Raw genomic sequence first — 24,027 nt, 5'->3', positions numbered from 1 at the left:
CTACGGCCACATGCTGTTTACGCATCGCAGCAGCTGTTTCAGCACTGACACAGTTTCCCGGGCAAACAAGCGACGCATCGGCTCTGGCCATACCTGAACGGCGTTTGGTCGAAGCTGTATCACCAACGTGACAGCACCGCTGTTTGCGCCGCAGGGCACGTAAACACAGGGACTTGGACCCAGTTCGGTGTGTCAGGGGGTTAACACTCGGTAGCACAGGCCGGCGATTTGCCATCAAGCAGGCGCTGGACTGCAGCTAAAACCGCAGCGCTGCGTTGCGGCCAGCTGCCGCCGATGATTTGCACCGGTTGCTGGTGGCGTTGCAGCCAGTCCAGGCTGTCTGCAAAAAAGGCCTGACGCTCGTGCAGGTCCGGCTGGCAACGCTGACCATCGGCGACCCAGTCGGCCCCGGCCGGGTCTAGCAGCAGGTGCAGGTCGTAGCGCCGCGCCAACAGCGCCTGTTCGATATCAGGCGGGCAATCGCCGAACAGAGCCTTGCTCCAGAGCATGTTGCTCAGCAGGTGGGTATCGAGGATCAACAGATCAGGCTGGCGGGCCCGCGCGCTGTCTTCCCAGGCCAGCTGCCCACGGGCAATGGCCGGGATGTCGGCGAAGCATGTATCCCGGCCCTGCTCGTCAATGAAGTGGCGGACATACTCGCCCACCAGTTCGCCGCCGAAGTGTGCCTGGATTTCGCCACTGAGCCAGCTCTTGCCACTGGACTCCGGACCGCACAGCACCAGTACCTTCATGCCTGCACCAGGGCAGGGTCGCGCCGCCACTCGAACCAGCCACGTACGGCGATCAGCGTGAACAGTGCATACAGCGCGGCAGTCAGGTACAGGCCTTTGTACAGGAACAGGCCGACGAAGATCACGTCCAGTACGATCCACAAAGTCCAGCACTGCAGGCGCTTCTGCGCCATCCACAACTGTGCCACCAGGCTGAAGCCGGTCAGCGCTGCGTCGAGCCAGGGCTGCGCGGCATCGGTCCAGTGCGCCATCGCTGCGCCCAGTGCCAGGCTGGCCAGCAGGCCCAGGCCCAGCCCGGTCAGCATCGGTGTGGTCTGCAGGCGCGAGACCTGGCGGGCGTCTTCGCGGTGGCCAGGGCGAGTCCACTGCCACCAGCCATACAGCTGCAACACGGCGTAGATCAGTTGCAGGAGCATGTCCGAGTACAGTTTCACTTCATAGAAGACCCAGCTGTACAGCACCACCATCACCAGCCCGATCGGCCAGCACCAGGGGTTCTGCTTGACCGTGAGCCATACGGCGATGACGCCGAGGGCGGCGGCGAAGAGTTCCAGGCCGGACATCGGCGATCCTTGGGGCAGGGGAAGGGCGCGATTGTAGCCTGTGGGGCGGGGCAGGTGTAGCTGTCTGCGTAAGGCCACTGGATCAGGCAGCAAGAGCTGATCCAGTGGCTGTAGGCATCAGACGCGGAACTGGCGCAGCAGTTGTTCCAGTTTTTCGCTCAACTGGCCCAGGGCGAGGCCGGCAGCGCTTGACTGGCGGGCCGCCTCGGCGGTTTCCAGCGACAGCCCGGCAGTGTCGGTGACATTCCGGTTGATCTCCTCGACCACGTGCGATTGCTGCAGGGTGGCACTGGCAATCGAGGCGTTGAGCGCAGTCAGGTTGTTCAGCACCTGGCTGATCGCATCCAGGCTGGAACCGGCTTCGCGGGCCTGTGCGACAGTCTGGCGCGAGGCCTCGCTGGAGGTATCGATAGCTTTCACCGCAGCCTCGGACTGGCCTTGCAGGTGCTCGATCATGGTCTGGATTTCAGCGGTCGACTGCGCCGAACGTTGCGCCAGCAAGCGTACTTCGTCCGCCACGACGGCAAAGCCGCGGCCTTGCTCGCCGGCCCGCGCTGCTTCGATGGCAGCGTTGAGGGCCAGCAGGTTGGTCTGCTCGGCAATCGAGCGGATCACCTCCAGTACACCGCCGATTTTGGTGCTGTGCCCGGCCAGTTGGCGAATCACCTGAACGGCCTCGTCGATGGTCAGCGAAAGGCGGTCGATCTGCGCCAGGCTACCGTGGATCGCCTGCTGGCCATGGCTGACCTGCGCTTGCGCGGCGCGCATTTCGCTGGCGGCCTGTTCGGCGTTCTTGGCCACATCCTGCACGGCATAGGTGACTTCGTTGACTGCGGTGGCCACCTGGTCCATCTGCAGCGATTGCTGGGTGCTGCGCAGTTGCGCTTGCCCGGCGTTGTCGCCGACCTGGCCGGCAGACTGGGCAAGGGCATGGGCGGCACCCTGCAATTGGCCAATCACCCCCTGCAACTTGCCGTTGAAGCGGTTGAAGTGCTCGCCCAGGTAGGTGACTTCATCCTTGCCATGGGTATCCAGGCGCTGGGTCAGGTCGCTTTCGCCGCTGGCAATGGTGCCCATCGCCTGTACGGCCTGCTGCAACGGACGGGCAATGCTGCGCGCGATGAGCATCACCAGCAGCGCCATCAGCAAGGCGATGCCCAGGCCGATCAGGCAGGCATCGCGTACCTGGCGGGCGAACTCGGCTTGCACGTCATCGACATAGACGCCGGAGCCGATGATCCAGCCCCACGGCTTGAACAGCTGGATATAGGAGGTTTTCGCCACCGGCTCGCTGGCGCCGGGCTTGGGCCAGCGATAGTCGATCTGCCCGGCGCCCTGACTGCGAGCCACTGTGACCATCTCGTTGAACAGGGCAAACCCGTCCGGGTCGCGAATGGCCGACAGGTCTTGGCCATCGAGCTTGGGGTTGACCGGGTGCATGATCATCCGCGGGCCGAGGTCGTTGATCCAGAAATAGTCCTGTACGTCGTAACGTAGGCTGCGCACCATTTGCAGCGCCTGTTGCTGCGCGGCGTCACGGCTGAGCGTGCCTGCGGCCTCAAGCCCTTGGTAGTAGGCCAGCACCCCGGCTGCGGTCTGTACCACGTGTTCGGTCTTTTCAGCCTTGGCCCGATACAGGTCACCATGGATCTGGCGCAGCATCACCAGGCCCAGCACCACCAGCATTGCCACTGCCACCAGCAGGATCAGCCACAAGCGACGGCTGATCGACATCGACCTCAAGGTCTTCATAACAGGGCACTCCCGGATTGTTCTTGTTATTCAGGGGCATCCAAGCATGTGTGGCCTGCGAACCGTACTCGACCAAAGGCCAAGTGCCTGGCGCGGCATTTCATGGTGGATCCAGGCAAGCCTAAAACAGGCTCGTCTGTTAGCATCTCGGCCGCTCAAGATGAAACCTTTAGGCATCTCGAACTTTTCGACTGGCGTAGCGACCAACAGTCGCTGTAAAACTGCCGGGCCGCGACGCGGCCACTATCAGTAAATCAAGAACAACGGCGCTGCAGTCAGCAGTGCCACAGCGGGGGAACAATGGATTTTTGGAGTGCCTTTCAGGCAATCATCTTAGGCATCGTCGAGGGACTGACCGAGTTTCTGCCGATTTCCAGTACCGGCCACCAGATCATTGTCGCCGATCTGATCGACTTTGGCGGCGAGCGGGCGATGGCCTTCAACATCATCATCCAGCTCGGTGCAATCCTGGCGGTGGTGTGGGAGTTTCGCCGCAAGATCATCGAGGTGGTGCTGGGGCTGCGCAGTGAGCCGAGCGCACGGCACTTTACCGTCAACCTGCTGGTAGCGTTCCTGCCGGCAGTGGTGCTTGGGGTGCTGTTCGCCGACTTCATCCACCATCACCTGTTCAACCCGATCACCGTGGCTGCGGCCCTGGTCGTCGGCGGGGTGATCATGCTCTGGGCCGAGCGCCGCGACCACCGCATCGAAGTCGAGCACGTCGACCAGATGAACTGGACCCACGCCTTGAAAATCGGCCTGGTGCAGTGCCTGGCGATGATCCCCGGCACTTCGCGCTCTGGTTCGACCATCATTGGCGGCCTGCTGTTTGGCCTGTCGCGCAAGGCAGCTACCGAGTTCTCGTTCTTCCTGGCCATGCCAACCATGGTCGGCGCTGCGGTGTACTCCGGTTACAAGTACCGCGACCTGTTCCAGCCCGCCGACTTGCCGGTGTTTGCCATTGGCTTTGTGGTGTCGTTCATCTTCGCCATGATTGCCGTGCGTGGGCTGCTCAAGTTCATCGCCAACCACAGTTATGCGGTGTTTGCCTGGTACCGCATCGTGTTCGGCCTGCTGATCCTGGCGACCTGGCAGTTTGGCCTGATCGACTGGGCAACGGCGCAAGGCTGATATGGCCCGCCCGCAACCGGCAACCTCACGCCCGCGCGGCCACGCCCCGGGCGAGGGCGTGCGCAACCTGCGCTTGAAGCTGCTGGCATTGGCTGGGTTGTGTTTGCTGCCGGGACTCGGCGCCGCGCAGATGGCCTGGAGCGGGCAGTCATGGCTGCCCTTGGCGCTGTATCCGTGTGTGAGCCTGATCAGCCTGTTGCTGTATTGGCAGGATAAACAACAGGCTCGCAACCAGGCCTGGCGCACGCCAGAAAAGGTCCTGCATGCCAGCGAGCTGCTGGGCGGCTGGCCCGGAGCGTTGCTGGCGCAGCAGCTTTTCCGGCATAAGACGCGCAAGTTGTCGTTTCAGCTGACGTTCTGGGCCATCGTTGCGTTGCACCAGCTGTTCTGGCTGGATCAGGTGCTGCTGGGTGGGCGTTGGCTGGCGCTGCTGCCTACATAAGCGGCAGCGTTGCCGCTCAAAGCAACAAACCCGCTTGCAGCCGTTTTGGCAGTTTGCGCACCACCAGCTGGTGCGAGCGCTGCAGCAAGTCAGCCAGCTCCTTGCGCCCCATCGCATAAGGCGCTGCCACGCTGATCCAGCGGGCACGGGCCAGATAGGGCGCAGGCTTCACCCCCGGACGGTCGACGTAGCCGAGAAACAGCTCATCGGCGACCTTGAACGACAGCCCGGCACCGCCCAGATCAAGCACCGCGAACATCTTGTTGCCGGCCACCGAAAACACCCGGATACCGCCCCATTTGTAATCTTCTCGCGCGCCCGGTAAACCCAGGCAGAAGGCTGCTGCTTGTTCGGGGTTCATGCTTGCGTCAGACATACCGCTCTCCACAGGCCTCAAAGGCTGCTGCCAGGTGATCAATCCACACACGAACCGCGGGCAGCATGCCGCGCCGGTGCGGGTAAACTGCCTGCAGCCAAGCGCCAGGCAGCGACCATTCCGGGAGCAGCCTGACCAGCTCGCCACGCTCCAGCTCTTCTTCGCAGTACAGGCTTGGCAGGAGCGTGAAGCCCAACCCGGCGAGCACCGCAGCCTTGCGCAGGATGAAGTCATCAATCGCCAGGCGCGGCTCCAGCGCCAGCTCCTGCTCACGGCCATTGGGCCCGAGCAGGCGGATGTGCACCAACCGATCCGCTTCGGTCGCGCCAAGGACCGGCAGCGTCGCCAACTGCGCCGGCTCGGTCAGGCCTTCGGCGAACCCTGGGGCGGCCACCAGATGCATCTGCGCCTGACGCAGACGTCGGGTAGCCAGGGCAGGGTCTTCATCGCCCAGATCACGTACTCGCATGGCGACGTCGATGCCCTCGCCAATCAGGTCCACGCGCCGATTGAGCAGGACCATGTCGAGCTGCACCAGCGGGTATGCCAGCAGAAAGCGATTGATCACCTCCGGCAGGAACGTATGAGCCAACGCTACCGGACACGACACTCGTAGCCGCCCGCGCGGTTCGCTGGTCATGCTTGCGACCGCTTCGTCGGCCATCTGCGCCTCGAGCAGCATGGCCTGGCAGTGCTGCAGGTAACGTTCGCCGATCGCCGTCAGCTTCAGCTGGCGGGTGGTGCGTTGCAGCAGGCGCGTGCCGAGGCGCTCTTCCAGCTCGGCGATGCGCCGCGACAGGCGTGACTTGGGTATCCCCAGCTGGCGCCCGGCGGCGGCAAAGCCACCGGCTTCGACCACCCTGGCGAAATAAAACAGGTCGTTAAGATCTTGCATTCACGTAGCCCATTGTTCTACCGATGGGACAATCTAGTGCATTCTTAGCTACTAATCATCTATTCGATAGCTCTGTAGGATTCTCTCCATCGAGATCGCTCCTATCGCGGTCGCCAATCCTGGAGAGTCCCCATGAAACTGTTGCACATCGATTCGAGCATCCTCGGCGACAATTCCGCTTCCCGCCAGCTCAGCCGCGAAGTGGTCCAGGCCTGGCAGGCTGCCGACGCCAGCATCGAAGTGGTGTACCGCGACCTCGCTGCCGACGCCATCAGCCATTTCGCGGCTGCCACCCTGTTGGCTGCAGGCACCGCTGAAGAAGCGCGTGATGCAGCCCAGGCGTTCGAGGCCAGGCTGAGCCAGGAAACCATGGACGAATTCCTCGCTGCCGACGCGGTAGTGATCGGTGCGCCGATGTACAACTTCAGCGTGCCGACCCAGCTCAAGGCCTGGATCGATCGCGTTGCGGTAGCCGGCAAGACTTTCCGCTACACCGAGGCCGGCCCAGAAGGCCTGTGCGGCAACAAGAAGGTGATCCTGGTGTCGACTGCTGGCGGCCTGCACGCCGGCCAGGCCACTGGCGCTGGTCATGAAGATTTCCTCAAGGTGTTCCTGGGCTTTATCGGTGTCACCGATCTGGAAATCGTCCGCGCCCACGGCTTGGCTTATGGCCCTGAGCAGCGCACTGCAGCCATCGACGCTGCCCAGGCGCAGATCGCCGGCGAGCTGTTCGCAGCCGCCTGATCACGGTTCAACCAGATGGAAGCGGGCAGGTGGCGGCGAATTTTGCTGTCATCTGCCCGCAATCGTTGTGTGTTTCATCCAGTTTTCATCTGCCCTGAGCCATAGAGCCTTAAGCTGATGTCATCCGCCCATCTGCGGGGGAGACGCCGGTGACCTACCTCTCAAGAACGATTGCCGCGCTGGTAGTGCTCACCAGCTTGATCGGCCATGCGAATGCCGCGCCTTGGGTCGCTGGCCTGCACGCTCTACAACTCACCGATCCGGTAGATGCGCGGCCCATGCACGCTTTGGCTTTCTATCCTGCCAGTGGCGCGACCCACAGTCTGCGTATCGACGGCTATCAGCTGCGCGCTGCCGAGGAAGCGCCGGTGGCGCTTGGGCATTTTCCGCTGTTGGTCATTTCCCACGGCAATACCGGGAGCCCACTGGCGCTGCATGACCTGGCCACAGGCCTTGCCCGCCAGGGCTTTGTGGTCATCGCCTTGACCCACCCTGGTGACAACGCCCGTGATCCGAGCCGGCTGGGTACCCTGAGCAATCTGTACGGGCGCCCGCTGCAGGTCAGCGCGGCGATCACTGCCGCCCGGGCAGATGCGTTGCTGGGCCCCTATCTGGACGACGGCAAGGTCGGCGTTATCGGCTATTCGGCAGGTGGCGAGACCGCGCTGATCCTGTCCGGTGCGCAGCCTGATCTGGAGCGTCTGCAGCGCTATTGCCAGGAACGGCCGACCGACGCCGATGCCTGTAAAACCCATGGTGTGCTGATTGCCGACCGCAGTGAACTGGCGCCCCATGCCGACCCGCGCGTCGGCGCTATGGTGTTGATGGCGCCGCTTAGCCTGATGTTTGGTAGGCATGCCTTGAGCAACGTCCACCTGCCGGTACTGATGTACAGCGGCGACAACGACCAGTTGCTCGCGCTGGAGCACAACGCCGATGCGCTGGCGCGCAAGTTGCCGGTGACACCCGATTACCGCCTGCTGGCCGGCGCCGGGCATTTCGTATTCATGGCGCCTTGCGATGACGAGCAACATGCACGCATGCCGCTGCTCTGCCAGGACGCTGCCGGTATCGACCGGCGCCAGATCCACCGCTCGTTGCAGCGTGAAACGGCTGATTTCTTTACCCAGGCGCTTGGTGCACCAGAACCGGCAGAACGCTCAGCCGCGTTGATTTCGCCGCGCCAGCAGTAGCGTCAGGCCTACTCCTGATAGCGCCAGCAGGGCGGTTACGCAAAAGATCGAGGCGTAACCTAGATGTACGGCGACCGCGCCCATTACCGGGCCGGCAATGGCCAGCGCCAAATCGAAGAACACCGCATAGGCGCCCAGGCCGGCACCACGGCTGCTCGGTGGCACATGCTTGATCGCTTCGACGCCGAGCGCCGGGTACACCAGCGACAGGCCAAAGCCGGTCAGGCCAGCGCCGAGCAGAGCAAATCCCGGTGAGGGGGCCAGCCACAGCGACGTCAAGCCGACCACTTCGGTCGCCATGCAGGTTATCGCCACCGTATAACCGCCAAAGCGATTGACCGCGTTGACGAACAACAAGCGCGAAATGATGAAGCACACACCAAAGGCGCTCAGGCACAGCGCAGCGCCGGTCCAGCCGCGTTCGAGGTAGTACAAGGTGACGAAGGTGGTCAGCGTGCCGTAGCCGATCGACGCCAGCATCAGGCTCGTGCCGCACGGCGCCACGCGCACGAACGCTGACCAGAAGCCAAGGCGCTCGCCACGCACTACCACCACATCGGGTCGTTGACGCAGGGCGAACAGGCCAACCACTGCAAGGATCACCAGCAACGGGCCGAGCACGCTGAAGTTAAGCCCAGCCACCAGCAGCACCCCGACGGGTGCACCTATCGCAATGGCACCATACGAGGCAATGCCGTTCCAGGAGATCACCCGTGCGGTGTGCTCGGCACCGACCTGATTTATGCCCCAGCTCAAGGTCGCTACACCGATCAGGCCTTGCGCCAGCCCGAGCAGCACGCGGCCGCCGAGCAGCAGCGCCAGGCTTGCTTGCGGCCAAGCCAATGTCCAGGCCGAGAACAGCGTCAGCACTCCGCAACCGATGATCGCCAACAGCCCGTAGCCAATTGCACGTTTGCCGCCCAGGCTATCCGCCACCCGCCCGGCAAACGGGCGGCTGAGCAGCGTGGTCAGGTATTGCAGGCCAATGGTCACCCCGGCGATTACCGCGCCATAGCCGAGTTGGTCATGCACGTGGCCGGGCAGTACCGCGATCGGCAGGCCGATGCAGAGAAAGGTAATGAAGGTGTAGAAAACGATCGCAAGAATCTGGCGGGTGATGGCAAAGCCTTGATCAGGGGAGGGCACTTGTGCAGTCATGGGCTCGTTCGCTGGCGGGCGGTGGGGCGTGCCCCATCATGGCGGTTGCGCGAGGGAAATGAAAGCAGGCTAACGAATTGCCAGTACTACGGCGTGGATTGGCGTGGCCCTGTAAACGACGACGGGGCAAGCCCGCGCCCACATGACCGAATGCCTCGGTTCACATGAGCGCAGGCTTGCCCCGCACTGGGTTCAACCTGTCAGCGACAGATCAGACCACGACGCCCTGGCTACGCAGGTAGTCGTCGTAGGTACCGCTGAAGTCGACTACGCCTTCTGGCGTCAGCTCGAGGATGCGAGTGGCCAGCGACGACACGAACTCACGGTCATGGCTGACGAACAACAGCGTGCCCGGGTAGTTTTCCAGCGCCAGGTTGAGCGCTTCGATCGATTCCATGTCCAGGTGGTTGGTCGGTTCGTCCATCACCAGTACGTTGGGCTTTTGCAGGATCAGCTTGCCGAACAGCATGCGGCCTTGCTCACCACCGGAGATGACCTTGACCGACTTGAGGATCTCGTCGTTGGAGAACAGCATCCGGCCCAGGGTGCCACGGATCATCTGCTCGCCCTGGGTCCACTGACCCATCCAGTCGAACAGGCTGACGTCATCTTCGAAGTCGTGGGCGTGGTCCTGCGCGTAGTAACCGACCTCGGCGCTGTCGGTCCACTTCACCGCACCTGCGTCTGGCTGCAGTTCACCGACCAGGGTACGCAGCAAGGTGGTCTTGCCGATACCGTTGGGGCCGATGATGGCAACACGTTCGCCGGCTTCGACGGTGAAGCTGAAGTCCTTGAACAGCACCTTGTTGTCGAACGCCTTGGCCATCTTCTCGATGGTCACGGCCTGACGGTGCAGCTTCTTGTTCTGCTCAAAGCGGATGAACGGGCTGACCCGGCTCGATGGCTTGACTTCGGCCAGCTGGATCTTGTCGATCTGCTTGGCCCGCGACGTAGCCTGCTTGGCTTTCGAGGCGTTGGCCGAGAAGCGGCTGACGAAGGTCTGCAGCTCGGCGATCTGGGCTTTCTTCTTGGCGTTGTCCGACAGCAGCTGCTCGCGCGATTGCGTCGCTGCAGTCATGTACTCGTCATAGTTGCCAGGGAACAGGCGCAGCTCACCGTAGTCCAGGTCAGCCATGTGGGTGCAGACGCTGTTGAGGAAGTGCCGGTCGTGGGAAATGATGATCATGGTGCTGTTACGCGCCGTGAGGACCGTTTCAAGCCAGCGAATGGTGTTGATGTCCAGGTGGTTGGTCGGCTCGTCGAGCAGCAGCACGTCCGGGTCCGAGAACAGCGCCTGGGCCAGCAATACGCGCAGCTTCCAGCCCGGTGCGACTTCGCTCATCGGGCCGTTGTGCTGCTCCAGCGGGATACCCAGGCCAAGCAGCAGCTCACCGGCGCGCGAGTCGGCGGTGTAGCCGTCCATCTCGGCGAACTCGGTTTCCAGTTCGGCGACAGCCATGCCGTCTTCTTCGCTCATTTCCGGCAGCGAGTAGATGCGGTCACGCTCGGCCTTGACCTTGAACAGTTGTTCATGGCCCATGATGACCGTGTCGATCACGGTGAAGTCTTCATAGGCGAACTGGTCCTGGCGCAGCTTGCCCAGGCGGGTGTTCGGCTCGAGCATCACCTGGCCACCGGACGACTCGAGGTCACCGCCGAGGATCTTCATGAAGGTCGACTTGCCGCAACCGTTGGCGCCGATCAGGCCGTAGCGGTTACCGTTGTTGAATTTGACCGAAACGTTTTCGAACAGCGGCTTGGCGCCGAATTGCATGGTGATGTTAGCGGTGGAGATCAAAGGGCTTACCTATCAGTCACTTACGGGGCTGGCTTTTCAGCTGATACCGATTTGATACCAATCTTGAGTTTTTCCAGCTCGCTCCAATCGGAGCTTGAGTTGAGCCAACGGGCATACGTCGACAGCAGCATTTGAACGCTGTGACCCAGCTGTTGGGCAATAAATGCGGGATTGAGGCCGGACATTGCGCACATTGTCGCATAGGTGTGGCGGCAGTTGTATGGGGGGCGACGTCTGATCCCCATTTCATTCAGCACCGGCGCCCACTGTTTGTGTAGATCCGACGTCTGCCTGATGATGGTGTTGGCCTCAGCCAGGGTGAACGGGTCGATTTCTTTCCTCGAGCGCTTTGGCAGCTCAATCAGCGCTGCTGGGTTCTTGGTCAGCATACCCTCACGGGTTGCGGCATCCAGAATCGTCGCGAGTCTGGTGATCGCGTTGCGCTTCACGTCGGCTGACGTCCAGTCTGTTTCAGCGATGACGCGGCGGAGCAGGGTCTATGTGAAACGGATGCGGAGGGAGTTGCGGAAGATCTCGATTCCTCTGGGTAGGGATCCATTGGCTTTCCAGCCATTTCGTCATATCTCCTTTTGCTGTAGATGATCCGACCGCCGTGCTTGATTTCGAGAGTCACGTTCCACAGCCTTCAAATGGCACTGCGAAGTGGCGCACAATAAGAGGTGCTTCTGTGGACGACCCTCGAATATGTCTTCATAACCAAGGACGGTGCTCATGAATGTCAGGTGTCTTTTACCCCTTCTGCTATTGGCCGGCTGTGCTTCACAACCAAATCATCAGGGTGTCAACTGGGGTGAAGGCGCTTGCCCCAAGCCCGATCCAAAAGATATCTCTGCTACCAACCACCTAATTATCCAAGATGGCAAAACCCTGAAGTGTCAAATCCGTCCATACGTATGGAATATGGCTTGCCAAGGAATTGTTGACGGGAACACTGATGGAGTTGTTTGTCAGGACAAGGGCGGAAACCAGATGATTTTCTTGTTTGATGAGAAGGGAGTGCTGACTACCCACCGCAGTTTGAGAGCCGGATAGAGCGGAGTTGAGCAACGGCGATCATGACTTCACCCAAAAGATAGGTTCGATCAGATGCTCTCCGTTGCGCACGGCTTCAATCTTGGTCTTGGCTCCGCCGGCTCCGCTTTCGTACGCGGTGAATATTAGTGTCGCTCGTCGGCTTTTTGAGTAAGTAGCGAACCTTCACGCCGCTTGCCAAGGTCGCTTAATCAGTGGCTACTATTAATTACTTGCGGATGAACTCTCATGGACACTGAAAGGCATGAGCGCCAATATCAGGCGTACCAGGCTCTCAAGGGTCTGAGCGACTTGGCTGCTGACACGATGAAGCAAATAGCCTACGAGCAGATGGAACAGATTGATTGGGAGGAAACGTGCCGCCAGCACCGTGATGCCTTCGCGCGCTGGATTGAATATGCCGATGCACAGATAGGCGGCATGCGCCCGACTGTAACCATCCGGCGCTGAGGCGCGCCAGGCTTTGCACCGGTCGACATCACCCTCCTAGAAGTCAGGCAGGTCAGGGCGCTGGAACATTCCGTATTCGTCACGACGACCGTGGCTGGCTCAGCTTGATATCTTCAGACATGATGATTCCTTGGCCGCACTTCTAAGGTCATTCGGTGTAATCGGGAGGATTAATGACTTAAGTGGTACTGCAAGGGTCTACCGAATAAGCGTGCCATTCGGCTGGCCTTGGACATCGGTGATTACAGTGACAAAGCTAGACAGGGAGAGGCGATTTCAAGCTTATGAGCTGCTACGCAAGCTGGACATGCAAACCGCTGCGACGATGAGCCAGGTGGCCTACGGATGCACTACTGGTGCTGGATGGGACTATGTCTGCGCCCAGCATCGGGAGGCGTTCGATGAATGGATGAGCTTCGCCGCAACTCTGGATAAGCCCAATGTCGATTCGTAAGGCGGTTCCGCTCGTCCGGTGAAGCCCTCGGCCTCTTAAGCCGCAGTTGATTACCGCCTCGCTTTCGCTATCTTGCTTACTACAACCTCATAACTATCTGAGTCGTAGGAGTACGGCATGCGAATCCGCGGCGATATTTTCTGGGGTTGGGCTGACCCCACGCTTCACCACCGAATTCATGATGAGACTCTGGACGATGGAACGTTTATTGATGTCCAGGTACGTCTGTCGCGAACTGGTAGCACTCAGATGTTCATCGGGGTATATGCACCACGCGGTATGGCCATTCATGAGGAGGCCTACGATGCACGTCCTGGTGAGTCGATGAGCAGGGCGCTGGCTTGGGGCGTGGGCCGGGCACGGCACGTGGCCACTGAAGGTTTGCCTGCCTCGGATGTGCTCTGAAGGCGCTGGCGGGCGCTAGGGCTGTTTGAAACTGGTAATAGATGAGGGGTCTTAGTTACTAGATGTAGGCGCTTTCTCTGACGAAGTAAGCAAGTGCGAGTGCATCTGCGAAGTGAGTACCTCGATTCTTTCACTCATTTGCTTTGTTACTTCCGTGAGGTGTGTATTTTGCTCCAATAACTGCAGTAGCTGCCGGCTGTGAATCTCTGCGTCCCGCTGCCGTCTTTGATTGGCCATGGCAATTGCCTCTCGATGTCGTGCGTCTGCTTCAGAGGTCGCTTTGTCGCGGTCGGCTTGGCGAGTTTGAGCCAGAAGAATTAAAGGGGCCGCGTAGGCCGCCTGCAGACTAAACGCTAGATTCAGTAGAATGAAGGGGTAGGGATCGAACGCTGACAGTCCCGATAAGCTGATACCAATCCAGATAAGAACCACGAGTGACTGGGAACCTAGGAACAACGGTGTGCCAAAAAAACGGGCGAAAGCTTCGGCTCTGCGGGCAAATGCATCATTACCAAAGGGGTGGTGCATATGCTCATGGGCGCGATGAAACCTGAGATGGTCGACGTCTTCAGGAGCTTCATGAGGTTTAGACTGATCAGAGGTTAACGGGTCCATCTGCTGGCTCCGTGGTGATTTCTCATGTCCAGTCTAGACTAGCCCCCAGAATTCCCAGTAGGCGCCGCCTTTAGCGAGCAGGCGTTATCGTTGAATAGGGGAAGGCGCTGGCGGGCAGCGGGGGGGGCGCGTGAGAAGCTCAGGTGAGTGAGGAATGGTGAAAATCGATGTCCGCAAGGAATCGGTCAACCTGCGACAGGGGTTAGCCGATGTCCTCTATCGACCCAACGCCGCCTTTCGGACATCTTCATGGGTCGCTTGGACATGGAAAGTAAGGCTGCAATCGTTCGGTTTCTCTTTTGACCACGGCGTAGCATTCGCAACTCAGCTCCTCCAGACGAGTCCTGTCCAGGATCTTGATATGTCCCCGACTGTATTCGATGACCCCCAGCCGCTGGAGCTTGCCGGCAGCGTCGGTCACGCCTTCGCGGCGTACACCCAGCATGTTGGCGATCAATTCCTGGGTCATGATCAGTTCATTGCCTGGTAGGCGATCAAGCGACAAGAGCAGCCAGCGGCACAGTTGCTGGTCGATGGCGTGGTGGCGATTGCACACCGCCGTCTGGGCCATTTGCGTGATCAGTGCCTGTGTGTAGCGCAGCATCAGCATCAGCATCTCTTCATGGCGGTTGAACTCGTCCTTGAGTTGCTGGCCGGGCAAGCGATAGGCATGCCCGGCACTTTGCACAACGGCACGACTGGGTGTGCTTTCGCCGCCCATGAAGACTGCCACGCCGATCAAGCCTTCGTTTCCGACCACCGAAATCTCGGCCGAGGCGCCGTTCTCCATCACGTACAACAGTGACACGATGCAATCGGTGGGGAAATACACATGCCGCAGGGCACCGCCGGATTCATAGAGCACTTTGCCCAGTGGCAGCTCGACCGGTTCGAGATGGGGTAGGAGGCGCTCCAGCGCTGGCCCCGGAAGCGCTGCCAGCAGGTAGTTCTGTTGTGGCCTGGGTACAACGAACATATCAGCCGCCCTTCGAGGGAAAATTTCCTGAGGGGGACAGGTTACTCCAAAGCGCACTAAGCGCGGCAACGCACCGAATCCGCCGCAGCGATCTGCGATGCTCAAGAGAACGTCGCTGCATCTCAGCGCTCAAGATCGGCTTCGACAGTTCTGTCGTGCCCTTGTATTTCTGGCTGATGCGCTTTGACCGGGCATGTCACTAATACCTGATGTTCCTTGCCATCATCCGACAGTTGAAGCGTGTCCTGGCCTAGCAACTCGCCGTCCAGCATGATCGCAAGCGTAGTGGTCGTGCCTGGCCGCACCTCGATATGGTAAGTCGTTGCCCCATAACGGTATTGCAGCGTGTAACCAGGCCATCCCTGCGCCAGCAGCGGTTTGATGTGCAATGAAGTGCCGACACGCTGCAAGCCGAGCAATGACTCGACGATGAAGCGGTACGTCCAGCCGGCCGACCCGGTGTACCAAGTCCACCCCCCACGGCCCGCATGGGGCGGCGTGCCATAGACGTCGGCAGCCATGACATAGGGCTCGACCTTGTAGGTTTCGATCCGCTTGGCGACTTCATGGCCCGCGGGGTTGATCATGTGGAGCAACCGCCACGCCCTGGCATTGTCGCCAAGCTTGGCGAAGGCCATGCCGGCCCAGACGGCGGCATGGGTGTACTGGCCACCATTTTCTCGTACACCCGGCACATAGCCCTTGATATAGCCGGGCTCAAGCGCGCCCTTGTCGAAAGGTGGATCGAGCAGCAGGACCGCGCCTGTGTCGGGCCGTACCAAGTGCTGCTCGACCGAGGCCATGGCCGTGCGGCGTCGGGTCTGCGAGGCGGCGCCCGACAGTACCGACCAACTTTGCGAGATCGAGTCGATGCGGCATTCGTCATTGTTGGCCGAGCCCAGGACCTGGCCATCGTCAAACCAGGCGCGCCGGTACCATTCGCCGTCCCAGGCATGCTCCTCGAGACTGGCCTGCAGCAGGGCGGCCTGCCGGGAACAACGTTGGGCGAAAACAGGGTCTCCATGCAGCTGGGCAGTGATGGCAAACTGCTGCAGAACGTCGAAACCGAAGAAGCCCAGCCACACGCTTTCACCGCGGCCCAGCTGGCCGACCCGGTTCATCCCGTCGTTCCAGTCGCCCGTGCCGATCAAGGGCAGGCCGTGGCTGCCGCGCTGCAGGCTGTGTTCGATGGCGTGGACACAGTGCTGGTAGAGGCTTTCCACCAGGTGCGATTTGCCCGGCAGGTCGTAATAGGATTCTTCCCCGACATTGAGCGGACGGCCCTCAAGGTAACCCACGGGTTCTGCCAGCACGCTGAGGTCGGCGGTGACATTGACATAGTGGCTGGTCGCCAATGCCAGCCACAAGTAATCGTCTGAACAGCCACTGCGCACCCCCCGATCGAGAGGCGGATGCCACCAGTGTTGCACGTCGCCTTCGGCATATTGATGGGCTGCGCACAGCAACAGATGACCACGCACGCTGGCGGGGTCGGCATGGATCATCGCCATGCTGTCTTGCAGTTGGTCGCGAAAGCCGATGGCCCCGCCGGACTGATAGTAGCCACTGCGGGCCTGGAAGCGACAGGCGATCACTTGGTACATCAGCCAGCCATTGACCATGACATCGATACTCGGGTCGGGGGTCTGGATTTGAATCACCCCCAGTTGCGCACGCCAATGCTCGCGTACCGTCGCCAGTTGCGCGCTGGCCGCCGCCAGGCCGCGGTATTGATGAACCAGGCGCAGGGCTGACGCCTTATCCCTGGCTGCCCCGAGCCGGAAGACCACGTCCTGCTCTTCACCGTTGTCGAGGTCAAGGGCAACCTGTATTGCCGCGCAGGGATCCAGGCCGCCACCGGTACGGCCCGACAGCCGCGCGTGCTGCAGTCCCGCTGGTGTCTTGAGACTGCCGTTGCGACCGATGAATTCAGTGCGATCGCCGCTGATGCGGATGTCGCTCGAGTCGGTATCGAGGAACGCCACCCGTTCGCCAAACTCGATCGAATAGGCGTTCCTGGCGAACAATGCGCCGCTGCTAGGGTCGGCTTCCGTCACCACATGCATCGCCGATTTGCTGCGCAAGTCGCCCAGTACCCACTCGACATAGCAGGTCGTCGACAGGCGTCTGGCGCGGCCTGAGCGATTCCGAATCTGCAAGTGCGAGAATTTGATCGAAGCGTCCAGCGCCACATACACCCACAACTCGGTGTGGATTCCGTCTTCATCGTGCTCGAACACGCTATAGCCAAAGCCGTGCCGGGTCCGGTACGCGCCAGTACCGGGACAAGGCTGCGGCGTCACCGACCAGAAATACCCGGTTTCTTCATCGCGCACATATATCGCCTCGCCGCTGGCGTCGGTGATCGGGTCGTTATGCCAGGGGCTCAGGCGAAATTCGTGAGCGTTTTCCATCCAGGTGTAAGCGCCACCACTTTCGGATATCACCGTGCCGAAGTGCGGGTTGGCCAATACGTTGGCCCATGGCGCCGGCGTCGGCCTGCCAGGCTGCAAGGTCATGACGTACTCGCTGCCATCGGCACTGAAGCCGCCATAGGCATTGCCCAGCAGCAGACCTTCGATAGCCGGCAGGGTCGCTTGTGTTGCCTTTGCCTGGTGCTTGAACGTGGGGACGAGCGCCGGGTGTACCGGGATGGCATGGCGCCGATGAACCTGCTCGGCGATGCCGCCGTTGTCTTCGCTCAGCACCAGGCGTGCAACCGACAGGATCAGCGTACGGTCCTCGTTCGACAACTGCTGTGCCGGCCGCACGAAAATGCCCCCGGGATGATCGATCAACGAGGCTTCGCTGCCGGATGTCACCACACCTATGATCAAGTCCTGGAGTTGCTGGCGATAGCCGGCCTGATCTTCGTTCCAGATCACCAGGTCGACCATCAGCCCCTTTTGCCGCCAGTAGGCATGGGCCTTGACCATCTGGTGCACGAGTTCGATGTTCTCGACGGTGGAAATCTGCAGCAGGACGACGGGCAGGTCTCCGGAGATCGCCTGGCCCCAGAGGCTCGATTGATTACGTCGATTGGCCATCAAGATGCTGTTTTCCGCGCGCAACGAGGCATTGGCGTAGAGGATCGAAGCAGCCATCTGTTCAAACAGGCGCGCATCATCCTGCGAGACATTGAGTTGGCGCAGCAACACCTGGCTGTGGGTCCAGGCCAAGTCGAAGACCCGATCGGCGAGGTGGCGGTCGCGGTATTTATTGATCAGGTACAGACAGCCCTCACGGCTGTCCGCGACGCCGGTCACCAGGTCAATGGTCGCCGTTTGCCCGGGTTCCAGCGTGATACGGCAGCGGATGGCTACGATCGGATCCAGCACCGAACCTGCGCTGCCGGACAGCTGCTGGACATGGCCATCGAGCGCCGCTGGTGCGCAAGCGTTGCGTCCGCGACCTATAAATCGCGCTCGATCGGTCTCGTAGGAAATGGCGTCGATGTCCACGCCGTGGGCGGCCAGCAGGTGGCACATCCAGGGCACGGCTTCCTCAGTGGAGCGCCGCCTGCGGGTGCAGACGATGGCCTGCAGCGCCGGCACCAGTTCGGTCTGCACGAACAGGTTGCTGAAGGCCGGGTGCATGGCATCACTGACCGCCGGCGCCAGTACCACCTCGGCGTAGGAGGTAATCTCCAGGCTACGGCTTACGCGGCCGCGGTTGGTGATGTGCAGCCGGCGCAGTTCGATATCGTCTTCGGGAGACACGACGATCTCCGTGTGCGTATCGAAGTCGAGCTCGCGAACACGAAACTCGGCCCGGGAGTCGCTGAAAATCGCCTCATGGCTCTCTGGCCGGTGCAGGGTCGGCTGGTGGGCCGAGGACCAGAATACGCCGCTGCTGACATCGCGCAGGTAGCAGAACATGCCCCAGTTGTCGCGGGTCGCGTCTTCATGCCAGCGGGTCACGGCGATGTCGTTGCAACGGCTGTAACCGCCCCCGGCACTGCTGAGCATGACGTGGTAACGGCCGTTGGAGAGCAGTTGCACAGCGGGGCGTTTGCGCCCGGGATCGGCGAACACGCGCAGCCTGGTTTCCTGCGTCTCCGGGTTTTCCCCTGTGGCACGTGCCTGGGTTGCATGCAGGTAGGGCGCGGCGGTTTTCGGTACGCGCTCCTGCAGCAACAACACGGTCGCCTGGAAGGCCGGGATCGACTCGAAACGGCGCTGCATGGGAAGGTCCAACAGCACGCTGGTCAAGGCCAGCAGGCTCATGCCCTGATGGTGCGCCATGAACGAGCGCACGACCGCATAGTGCTGGCCGCGCGGCAGGCGTGCCTCGGTGTAGTCGACCGCTTCGTACAGGCCATAGCGCCCTGCCGAACCTTGGGCCGCCAGGCGTTGAAGGTTGCGACAGGCCGCTTGCGGCTCGACCATCAGCGCCAGGGCGCTGGCGTACGGTGCAATCACGGTGTCCTCGGCCAACCCGCGCATGAGCCCAAGGCCTGGAACGCCGAAGGCCCGGTACTGATAATTGAAGTGGGCGTCGAGGGTGTTATAACCCGACTCGGACACGCCCCAGGGGATGCCCAACTGGTTCCCATGCTCGATCTGCAAGGCGACGGCCGCGCGACAGGTCTGCTCCAGCAGCGTCCCTTCATAGCTAGGCATGATCAAGTTGGGCATCAGGTACTCGAACATCGATCCGGACCAGGAAAGCAGCACCGGCCCCCCACGATTGTTGCTGAGCAGGCGTCCGAGGGTGAACCAGGCCTGTTGCGGCAGCTGGCCCTGGGCGATGGCCACGAAATTGGTCAGGCGTACCTCTGAAGCGAGCAGATCATAATAGCCGTGGTCCAGCCTGCGTTCGTCGGCGTTGTAGCCTATCGAGAACAGGTCACGCTGGGCATCGTAGAGGAAGGTGAAGTCCATGCTGGCCAGTGACGCGCAAAATTCGGCCAGGTGCTCAAGATGAATGATTCGTGCGCGGGCCAGGCGTTGTACCTCCTGAACTTGCGCCTGATCGGCGGGCAGCCACAGGGTGCAATCGAGCTCGGCCATTTGCCGCAGGGTGAGTGCGGGTGGCTTGTCCCGGGCGGGTGCCGACGGTAGCTCGAAGAGTAGTCGTTCTGCCCGCAGATCCATGCACTGCGCCTGTAATGCCTGTAGCCAGTAATGGGCTTCTTCAGCAGCCCTGGGCGGACTGTCGATTGTTAAAGCAGCCGTTAGATCGAGTAATGACAGGAGGTTGTCCGGGGTGTCCTGGACCAGCGCCGACTCTACCTTTACGCGCAGTTCAAGCACGGCACGGTCATCGAGGTTTACGCCCTCTAACGCCTGTTGAAGCACATCGAGGGTGTCGCCCAGGCCGCTCAGGGTGCTTCGGTCAAACAGAGGCGTGTCGATCAATCCCAGCAGCCCCGGTCGTAAGGTGAGCAGCATGCCCGCCAGGTTGCCGCTGTCCACGGTGGACAAATACCTAGGCGCCAGCGGCTGCAGTGTCTTGGTGTCGTACCAGTTGTAGAAGTGCCCTTGATGACGCTCTAGGCCGGCCATGGATTCAAGCATTGCAGTGATGCGTTCCAGCAAGCGCCCGCCGCTCAGGTAACCGAAATCGTGGGCCGCCAGGTGCGAGAGCAAGGCCATGCCCATGTTGGTCGGGGAGGTCCGGTGCGCAATGGTCAGCTTGGGTACTTCCTGGACGTTATCCGGCGGCAACCAGTTGTCCTCAGGGCTCACGTAACGATCAAAGAACGCCCAGGTCTGGCGTGACAGCATGCGCAGGAAACGCAGGTCTTGCGCTGACGGACTAAACTCCGCGGGTGTGGTCGGCAGGCTGATCCACCAGGCAATCGCCGGGCTTGCCAACCACACCAGCAGCAAAGGCGCCGCCAGTGCGAGTACGGCGAGGGAGGGGAGCAGGGCCGCGAATAGCAGCAGCGCCAGTGCCGGGGCAATCCACATGCTTTTATACATGTCTGACAGACCGGTGCCACTGGAACGCTCCACCTCACGGGAAGGTTGCCATTGCAGCAGGCGGCGTTTGCTGACCAGCATGCGCCACAATGAGCGGCCAATCGCATCGAAGCTCAACAACGCATCGGACGGCAACCAGACAATCGACAAGAGCGCGCGCATGAAATGCTGGCCCGAGGTCCGTAATGCCCCGCTGAGGTGTTGTCCTAGGGGAATATCGGCCGCTTTCTGCACCAGCGCCAGTACTGACTGCAGCGTGGGTTGGACAAAGACCAGGATGACCACCGCCAATGTCCAGGAGATGGCTTCGCTCGAACCCAACCATCCCCAGACCAGCATGGCCAGGAAGGCGCCTGGCTCCAGGCTGCGGCGCAGGTTGTCGAGAATCTTCCAGCGGGCAAGGTTGCTCAGGGGGTTGCGTGCGAATCCTCCCTCGGGCTTCGGTGCCCACGGCAAGGCCCAGTACAGCACTTGCCAGTCTCCGCGAATCCAGCGGTGTCGGCGCTTGGCATCGGCGCTGTAGCGCGACGGATATTCCTCATACAGTTGTACATCGCTGAGCAACCCGCAGCGGGCGTAGCAGCCTTCGATCAAGTCATGGCTGAGGATGCGGTTATCGGGCAGGCAGCCTTCGAGTGCCTGTTCGAAGGCATCGACGGCATAGATGCCCTTGCCGATGAAGGAGCCGTTGTGGAACAGGTCCTGGTAAACATCGGAGACGGCGCGGGTATAGGGGTCGATACCCGCATCGCTGCCAAACAGGCGGGCGTAGGTCGAACGTGCCGTGCTCGGCAAGCTGATCCCTACGCGTGGCTGGAGGATGGCGTAGCCGCTGACGATCTTACCGCTCTGTAGATCGAATACCGGATGGTTAAGCGGGTGCATCATGGTACCAATGCACTGACGCGCGACATCGCGGGGCAGCAAGGTGTCGGTGTCCAGGGTGATGACGAAGCGTACCGCGCTCAGTGGCGCGATATCACCGACGATCAATGCGAAGCGCTCCTTTCCTTTACCAAGCAGCAACGCGTTGAGCTCCGCGAGCTTGCCGCGCTTGCGTTCATACCCCATCCAGACCCGTTCGGTCGAACTCCAGTGCCTGGGCCGGTGCAGCAGGAAGAACCGGTCGACCTGGCCATCGGCATATTTGTGGTTGAGCGCCTCAATCAATTGCCGCGCCAGAGCGAGCAGTTCGGCATCCTCGGGCATCACCTCGGCAGGAGCGTCCATGAAGTCACTGAGCAGCGCAAAATGCAGATTGGCATCGCGATTGGCCAGGAATCTCACTTCCAGGCCTTCCACTAGCGCCTCGATGTCGTCGGCGTTGGCAAACATCGTCGGCACCGCCACCAGCGTCCGTGCCTCGGCCGGTATGCCTTTGCTGTAATCTAGGCGCGGCAGAAGCGAGGAGACTACCGTGAGGGTCACCAGCCAGTTGACCAGGCCAATCGCCAGACTGCTGGTCATCAATAGCGCTGGCACGGCGAGCAGGACCAAGCCCCAGGTTGGTGTGCCGCGGTGATAAGCGCTGCTGAGAAACGGCCAGGCTAACAGCAGCGTCAGCAGCAGTGCAGGGCACAGGTAGAACTTCAACGGGGCGCTCTGCAGCAGGCGCTTCCAGCGTTGGTGCAGCGGCACGCTGGCGTGCAGCGCCTGCTCAAGGTGGGGCAAACCGCCAGCCACCAGGTAATAGCCCACATGCCCGTTCACATGGCTCATGAGCTGTGGAGTGCTAGCCAGTTCGATGGCCGCTTGTGCCACCTCGGTTTCAGACTGCACGCAATGCCGGGCGAGGCGTTCGATCACATGGCGGTAACGATCGCGGGTGGCAAAGTCCATGTTCGCGTAGACGCCTGCCGGATCCGTGCACAAGACCTGTTCGACATGGCTGAGCAGCTCGACGAACTCGCGCCAGTCGGTCGCCGTCAGCAACCGCAGGCTGGCGAAGCTGTTGCTGATGGACACCTGGTCACCGGCTTGCTGCTGGGCATCCATCTGCACCAGGCGTTCTACGGTCAGGCCCGACTCGCCTAGCGTTTGTTCTATCCAGGCCATCGGCAATATTAATGCTGCGCTTTGCCCGTGCAGCCTGCGCGCCAGTTCTGCTACGAATGATGGCGTCATTGGCGGTGCCGATCGCGCCATGTCGGCAACGGTCAAGACCACGCTCTTGGCGTCGCGCTCGGCCATTTCGATCAAGCGATCGGCCCAGTCATCGGCAAGGTTACGGTCATCGCGGTTTGCCATGACCCGAGACGCCACGCGCCGCAAGTTCTCAATCAGCGCCAGGCGCAGCATGATCGGGATGGCCCATAGCTCGCCCAGGGTCAGCGGGGTGATGGTCTGATAAGAGGCGATGAAACAATCCAGGCTGGGCGCATCAACCCAGCCATCGCCGTGAGCGATGGTTTCCAGCGCTATGTCGTAAACCCGCGGCAGGCCGGCCGAAGGACCTTCGGCCAGGCGTGGCAGCTCGCGACTATAGCCGTCGGGCAGGTGGGTTCTGGCGGTACGGATGTTTTCTTCGATGAGGTAGAAGTTGTCCAGCAGCCATTCTGCCGCAGGGGTGGCGCGTCGGCTGGACAATTGCACGGTCATGAGCGCTGCGCAGCTGCGTTCCAGCAGCAGTTGATTGTCAGTCAGGCGGCCCAGCAAGGCGTCCTTTCTTGACAGGCGCCCGAGCACATGTTGGCGGGCCAGTACGATGCCGTGATCTGCCATCTGCTGCGCATTGAACAGGTCGGAACGCAGGATGGGCTCGTATTCGAACTTGTGCCGCGCTGCACTCCACCGAAGCCAGATGGCCGGTGAGCGCCATAGGCTGGACAGGGTGCGAGTCAGGATATTTTGCATGAATTCCTTCGCACGACCCGCGCAGGGCAAGTCGCATGTGGAATGAAGGCGGTTCTACGCCAGGCCAGGTGTGCGGGGCGTTGCGCCGCCGGGTGCAGCGTTCCACTGACGAGTGTGGGGTGTTCATGGGGGGGAGTCTGTTCGCTAGCGAACATAGGCAGGATCGCCGCTACGGGCTGTGTTAGAGGTGCACGATCCAAGAGGCCGCTTTTGGCTGGCTGCTGCTTTTGGCGAGAGACAGCAATCGGGGGCTTATCCGTTTTCTGTGGTGGCTGTTACTGCCCCTTTCGCCCTTACGGCGAGTCACTTTTTTGGCAAACGCCCCAAAAAAGTAACCAAAAAAATGCTTGGCTCCACATCCGGCCCCTCCGCTGCGCTGCGGGGTTCCCTCGCTCCGGTCTTGCTCCCGGGAGGACCGCGCTGTACGGGCCATCCTGGCCCGCAGCGCTTGACGGGCATCCATGCCCGTCACCTCCCTTCGCAAGACCTG

At 61.2% G+C, this 24,027-nt stretch carries 16 protein-coding genes and 1 pseudogene; 6 read left to right on the top strand and 11 right to left on the bottom strand.

Features of this window, described 5'->3' with window-relative positions:
• Positions 1-200 precede the first annotated feature (200 nt).
• The 3 genes from ACIOAU_RS13745 to ACIOAU_RS13735 form a co-directional block, all read right to left on the bottom strand.
• A complete protein-coding gene (locus ACIOAU_RS13745; RefSeq protein ID WP_101319678.1) occupies positions 201-752 on the bottom strand; it encodes an AAA family ATPase in 552 nt (183 codons plus the stop codon).
• Positions 749-1,315 (bottom strand): nicotinamide riboside transporter PnuC, encoded by a 567-nt coding sequence (gene pnuC / locus ACIOAU_RS13740; protein ID WP_150569160.1) that lies wholly within the window; start codon positions 1,313-1,315, stop codon positions 749-751. The genes ACIOAU_RS13745 and pnuC overlap by 4 nt, the downstream gene beginning before the upstream one ends.
• Positions 1,316-1,432: 117 nt before the next feature.
• Positions 1,433-3,067 carry a methyl-accepting chemotaxis protein gene (locus tag ACIOAU_RS13735; RefSeq protein WP_401182587.1) on the bottom strand — a complete coding sequence of 545 codons (1,635 nt, stop codon included), beginning with the start codon at positions 3,065-3,067 and terminating at the stop codon, positions 1,433-1,435.
• A 300-nt stretch (positions 3,068-3,367) separates the two neighbouring features.
• Here ACIOAU_RS13735 and ACIOAU_RS13730 point away from each other — a divergent pair, with 300 nt between their 5' ends.
• Together ACIOAU_RS13730 and ACIOAU_RS13725 are read left to right on the top strand one after the other, a co-directional pair.
• On the top strand, positions 3,368-4,198 hold the full coding sequence (locus ACIOAU_RS13730) for an undecaprenyl-diphosphate phosphatase (RefSeq protein ID WP_188036052.1): 831 nt from the start codon (positions 3,368-3,370) through the stop codon (positions 4,196-4,198).
• Position 4,199: 1 nt separating this feature from the next.
• The gene (locus ACIOAU_RS13725; RefSeq protein WP_150571709.1) at positions 4,200-4,640 is read left to right on the top strand and encodes a DUF1294 domain-containing protein; all 441 of its coding nucleotides are present in this window, start codon (positions 4,200-4,202) and stop codon (positions 4,638-4,640) included.
• Positions 4,641-4,656: 16 nt separating this feature from the next.
• Here the strand turns inward: ACIOAU_RS13725 and ACIOAU_RS13720 are convergent, their stop codons facing one another.
• On the bottom strand, positions 4,657-5,001 hold the full coding sequence (locus ACIOAU_RS13720) for an MmcQ/YjbR family DNA-binding protein (protein WP_401183336.1): 345 nt from the start codon (positions 4,999-5,001) through the stop codon (positions 4,657-4,659).
• A 7-nt stretch (positions 5,002-5,008) separates the two neighbouring features.
• Positions 5,009-5,911 carry a LysR substrate-binding domain-containing protein gene (locus ACIOAU_RS13715; RefSeq protein ID WP_101319665.1) on the bottom strand — a complete coding sequence of 301 codons (903 nt, stop codon included), beginning with the start codon at positions 5,909-5,911 and terminating at the stop codon, positions 5,009-5,011.
• A 132-nt stretch (positions 5,912-6,043) separates the two neighbouring features.
• Here ACIOAU_RS13715 and ACIOAU_RS13710 point away from each other — a divergent pair, with 132 nt between their 5' ends.
• Both ACIOAU_RS13710 and ACIOAU_RS13705 read left to right on the top strand, forming a co-directional pair.
• Complete coding sequence (locus tag ACIOAU_RS13710) at positions 6,044-6,655, top strand: FMN-dependent NADH-azoreductase (protein ID WP_401182583.1); 612 nt, start codon at positions 6,044-6,046, stop codon at positions 6,653-6,655.
• Between the two features lie 149 nt (positions 6,656-6,804).
• Positions 6,805-7,848, top strand: coding sequence for a dienelactone hydrolase (locus ACIOAU_RS13705; protein WP_188036048.1), 1,044 nt, complete (start codon positions 6,805-6,807; stop codon positions 7,846-7,848).
• Here the strand turns inward: ACIOAU_RS13705 and ACIOAU_RS13700 are convergent.
• The 3 genes and pseudogenes from ACIOAU_RS13700 to ACIOAU_RS13690 all read right to left on the bottom strand — a co-directional run.
• Positions 7,816-9,006 carry an MFS transporter gene (locus tag ACIOAU_RS13700; protein WP_401182579.1) on the bottom strand — a complete coding sequence of 397 codons (1,191 nt, stop codon included), beginning with the start codon at positions 9,004-9,006 and terminating at the stop codon, positions 7,816-7,818. The two genes, ACIOAU_RS13705 and ACIOAU_RS13700, sit on opposite strands and share 33 nt — an antisense overlap.
• Before the next feature lie 211 nt (positions 9,007-9,217).
• Entirely contained in the window at positions 9,218-10,804 is a 1,587-nt protein-coding gene (locus ACIOAU_RS13695; protein WP_401182576.1) for an ABC-F family ATPase, read from the bottom strand.
• Between the two features lie 20 nt (positions 10,805-10,824).
• A pseudogene (locus tag ACIOAU_RS13690) lies at positions 10,825-11,301 on the bottom strand (hypothetical protein); the annotation flags it as partial.
• 784 nt (positions 11,302-12,085) lie between these two features.
• On the opposite strand from ACIOAU_RS13690, the gene ACIOAU_RS13685 reads away from it, so the two are divergent.
• The gene (locus tag ACIOAU_RS13685) at positions 12,086-12,307 is read left to right on the top strand and encodes a hypothetical protein (protein ID WP_150569167.1); all 222 of its coding nucleotides are present in this window, start codon (positions 12,086-12,088) and stop codon (positions 12,305-12,307) included.
• 571 nt (positions 12,308-12,878) lie between these two features.
• Entirely contained in the window at positions 12,879-13,166 is a 288-nt protein-coding gene (locus ACIOAU_RS13680) for a hypothetical protein (protein WP_259073516.1), read from the top strand.
• Positions 13,167-13,217: 51 nt separating this feature from the next.
• On the opposite strand, the gene ACIOAU_RS13675 is transcribed toward ACIOAU_RS13680, so the two are convergent.
• The 3 genes from ACIOAU_RS13675 to ACIOAU_RS13665 all read right to left on the bottom strand — a co-directional run bounded on the left by ACIOAU_RS13675 (position 13,218) and on the right by ACIOAU_RS13665 (position 23,537).
• Positions 13,218-13,781, bottom strand: coding sequence for a DUF1003 domain-containing protein (locus ACIOAU_RS13675; RefSeq protein ID WP_150571700.1), 564 nt, complete (start codon positions 13,779-13,781; stop codon positions 13,218-13,220).
• A gap of 247 nt (positions 13,782-14,028) precedes the next feature.
• Entirely contained in the window at positions 14,029-14,757 is a 729-nt protein-coding gene (locus ACIOAU_RS13670) for a Crp/Fnr family transcriptional regulator (RefSeq protein ID WP_188036370.1), read from the bottom strand.
• 122 nt (positions 14,758-14,879) lie between these two features.
• Positions 14,880-23,537, bottom strand: a complete 8,658-nt coding sequence (locus ACIOAU_RS13665) for a GH36-type glycosyl hydrolase domain-containing protein (RefSeq protein ID WP_401182571.1) — start codon at positions 23,535-23,537, stop codon at positions 14,880-14,882.
• Between the last annotated feature and the right edge of the window lie 490 nt (positions 23,538-24,027).

Origin of the sequence: Pseudomonas sp. NPDC088322 (assembly GCF_044740745.1) — a bacterium.
GTDB classification, from domain to species: Bacteria; Pseudomonadota; Gammaproteobacteria; order Pseudomonadales; family Pseudomonadaceae; genus Aquipseudomonas; species Aquipseudomonas shirazensis.
The sequence above is the reverse complement of the archived record's forward strand: the minus strand, read 5'-3'. Positions and strand labels throughout refer to the sequence as shown.

Bases quoted from the DNA above. Each gene is read 5' to 3' on its own strand.
- ACIOAU_RS13745 (WP_101319678.1), bottom strand. From the start codon at position 752: ATGAAGGTACTGGTGCTGTGCGGTCCGGAGTCCAGTGGCAAGAGCTGG.
- pnuC (WP_150569160.1), bottom strand. From the start codon at position 1,315: ATGTCCGGCCTGGAACTCTTCGCCGCCGCCCTCGGCGTCATCGCCGTA.
- ACIOAU_RS13735 (WP_401182587.1), bottom strand. From the start codon at position 3,067: ATGAAGACCTTGAGGTCGATGTCGATCAGCCGTCGCTTGTGGCTGATC.
- ACIOAU_RS13730 (WP_188036052.1), top strand. From the start codon at position 3,368: ATGGATTTTTGGAGTGCCTTTCAGGCAATCATCTTAGGCATCGTCGAG.
- ACIOAU_RS13725 (WP_150571709.1), top strand. From the start codon at position 4,200: ATGGCCCGCCCGCAACCGGCAACCTCACGCCCGCGCGGCCACGCCCCG.
- ACIOAU_RS13720 (WP_401183336.1), bottom strand. From the start codon at position 5,001: ATGAACCCCGAACAAGCAGCAGCCTTCTGCCTGGGTTTACCGGGCGCG.
- ACIOAU_RS13715 (WP_101319665.1), bottom strand. From the start codon at position 5,911: ATGCAAGATCTTAACGACCTGTTTTATTTCGCCAGGGTGGTCGAAGCC.
- ACIOAU_RS13710 (WP_401182583.1), top strand. From the start codon at position 6,044: ATGAAACTGTTGCACATCGATTCGAGCATCCTCGGCGACAATTCCGCT.
- ACIOAU_RS13700 (WP_401182579.1), bottom strand. From the start codon at position 9,006: ATGACTGCACAAGTGCCCTCCCCTGATCAAGGCTTTGCCATCACCCGC.
- ACIOAU_RS13685 (WP_150569167.1), top strand. From the start codon at position 12,086: ATGGACACTGAAAGGCATGAGCGCCAATATCAGGCGTACCAGGCTCTC.
- ACIOAU_RS13680 (WP_259073516.1), top strand. From the start codon at position 12,879: ATGCGAATCCGCGGCGATATTTTCTGGGGTTGGGCTGACCCCACGCTT.
- ACIOAU_RS13675 (WP_150571700.1), bottom strand. From the start codon at position 13,781: ATGGACCCGTTAACCTCTGATCAGTCTAAACCTCATGAAGCTCCTGAA.
- ACIOAU_RS13670 (WP_188036370.1), bottom strand. From the start codon at position 14,757: ATGTTCGTTGTACCCAGGCCACAACAGAACTACCTGCTGGCAGCGCTT.
- ACIOAU_RS13665 (WP_401182571.1), bottom strand. From the start codon at position 23,537: ATGCAAAATATCCTGACTCGCACCCTGTCCAGCCTATGGCGCTCACCG.